The 2,759-nt window shown below is 58.2% G+C and carries 2 protein-coding genes; both read left to right on the forward strand.

All coding sequences use genetic code 11. From position 1 onward, the window contains the following. Positions 1–360: hypothetical protein (locus tag WX88_RS31135; protein WP_046247444.1), on the forward strand; the 360-nt coding region annotated here is incomplete at its 5' end. Between the two features lie 924 nt (positions 361–1,284). Next, positions 1,285–2,759 (forward strand): choice-of-anchor Q domain-containing protein (locus WX88_RS26470; protein ID WP_052733148.1); only part of this gene is annotated, 1,475 nt, incomplete at its 3' end.

Genomic DNA, 2,759 nt, shown 5'->3' on the forward strand with positions numbered 1-2,759 from the left:
GGCGTGGCCCGGCAGATCATCCCCGGCTCGTTCCTGAGCCGCCGCAACTTCAGCGGCACCACCCGCACGGCGCTCTCGACCAGCAAGACGGCGGACGCAGGCGGAGCCCTGAGCGCCTTTCCGAACCCGACCCACGACCGGGCCACGCTCAGCTACACGGTGGAGCAAGCGGGTGCCGTGCGCCTGGAAGTGCTCGATGGACTGGGCCGCATCGTGGCTGTGCTCGTCGATGGGCAGCAGAGCGCTGGCCCGCATGAGGCCGTCTTCCAAGCCCCCGCTCGTCAGGGCTCGGCCCTGTTCAACGTGCGCCTGATCACGCCCACGGGCACTTCCTTCTCCCGCTTAGCCCTGGACAAGTAAGCATCGCCCTCCTTTCTGAGCTACAAAAGGTCTGTTCCTCCCGGGGCAGACCTTTTCGCGTTTGCGGAAGGAGCTTCGTGCAGTGGGGCGCCCTTGCGCTTGCCCGCAGGACAGTCCCGCGCGGGGACACATCTAGCTTATCTATGACATAACTACCTTATTTACAATTACATTATCCAAGATTATTAAGACATTATATCAGATGCGCTTGCTGGCAGCGACGGCCCAGAGTCGCTGACCGGCTGGTTGCTTCGCAGGTAGTCACCGTGCCGGGTGCCAGCGGCTATGGCTGGCCTGATTAAGCAGCCACTGCCGGCCATCGCCCCCTTCCAGCAAGGAAAAAATCCGCTACAAAACGTCGCTCCCAGGCTCAGCGAAGAGGTGGCGCAGGGATATAAAATTTCTGTGAGCCCACCAACCGGCCCAGCGCGGAGCCCGGGGCACGGCCGCCGCCGCCGCTCAGTGAGCAACCCTCGCCCTACCCGTGCCCAAGCAGGTGCTGAGAAGAGAACATTTGTGAAAGAATGATGCAAAAGTGAAAGACAGTGCGGTCTACCAAGGACACATACTACTCACAAGTCACTGATATAAATGCTATTGCATCCATAAAATGCAGATGTGACATCTACGCAAGCTTTTGTGCGATTCCAGCAAGTCGATGGCAAAGCTGGCCACGGACCTTTGATAAAACGCTTGCTGAGCCAGCCCATCCCCAGAGGCGGCGTTGGTAAAAATCCGAGGGGCAGTGCCCGCCACTAGCTCTGCACCTGCCGGATCAGGCTGCGGCCAACAAGGCCCGGCTACCGCAACCGGCCGGCCTGGAGGCTGCCCTCATGAGAGGGCGTCGACTCGCAAGCTCACGCTCATCATTAGCAATAATACTGTCTTTTTTTCATCCTCATTTCTTACCTCTTTTTTACAGTCATGAAAAAACTGATCCTATCGTTATTACTAGGCACTGGAGCCTGGTCTAGCGCACACGCCACCAACTACTACGTCTCCGACTCGCAGGGCAAGGACACCAACCCGGGTACCCTCGCCCTGCCGTTCAAAACCATTCAGCATGCCGCCGACAAGACCCTGCCCGGTGACGTGGTATACGTGCGAGCTGGTACTTACATCAACGAGAATTCCAATCGGTACTCAGGGCCCGCAGTAAAGATTACTAAATCGGGCTCCCCCGGAAATTGGATTGTGTTTTGCAACTACCCCGGGGAGAAGCCGCTGATTCAATTTGCCAGCTGGCACGGTTTCGACATCAGGGGCGATGTATCCTACATCGAAATCAACGGCTTCCGCATTCAGGGCAACAACCGCAATATTACCCTGGCTGAAGCCACCAATCAGCCTGGCAGCTGTGCTAAAGACGGTGCGGGCACAGGTCAGGGCAAATACAATGGCAGCGGCATCACAGCCAGCGGCAGCGACGACGCCGGCTCGAAGAACCCGCACCACTTGCGTTTCATCAACAACGAAGTTTTTGAGTGCGCCGGTGGCGGTATTGGAGCAGCCCAGTCGGACTACGTTACCATTGAAAACAACCTGGTCTACAACAACTGCTGGTACACCATCTACGCTAGCAGCGGCCTCTCAATCTACGGAGCCTGGAACTTCGACAAGGCACCGGGTTACCACAACATCATCCGTAATAACCGCGCCTTCGGCAACCGCCTCTACGTATCGTGGTGGCGCGGGGGGTCGTTCGGCTGCATGGACATCACCGATGGCAACGGCATCATCATCGACGACACCAATAACACGCAGAACGGCTCGACGCTGGGCATCTACACTGGTCGCACCCTCGTGGCCAACAACGTGGTGGTGAACAACGGCGGAGCTGGTGTGCAGGTCTACCAAAGCTCGTACGTTGACGTTATCAACAACACGGCCTACCACAACAACCAGAGCACGGAAATCAATAACGGTGAGATTTATGCCAACACCGGCACCGACGTGCTGATGCAGAACAACATCCTTGTCGCTGCTCCGGGCGAAAAGGCGTTCAACACAATTAGCACCACGAAGAACACCCGGTACATAAACAACCTATTCTTCGGCGGCACCATTACGACTAACACCAGCAACAATACGCTGACCAGCACTGGCAACGGCACCACCTCGAGCGCCGACGGCACCAAGCCGGCCTCCTCGGCGACTATCCCGGTCGGCACCAACATCGTGGCGGACCCACAATTTGTGAATGCAACCAAAGACTGGACCACCGCTAACTTCACCCTCAAGGCTGGCAGCCGGGCCATCAACGCGGGCGTGAACGATAAGCTCTCGCCCACGGACCTGACCGGCACCCCCCGTGTGAGCGGTGGCACCGTCGACCTGGGCGCCTACGAGAGCAACTTCACGACCACCACACCGCCCCCAAGCACCACCACGCTGCGTCC

Source organism: Hymenobacter terrenus (assembly GCF_000972495.1).
GTDB classification, from domain to species: domain Bacteria; phylum Bacteroidota; class Bacteroidia; order Cytophagales; family Hymenobacteraceae; genus Hymenobacter; species Hymenobacter terrenus.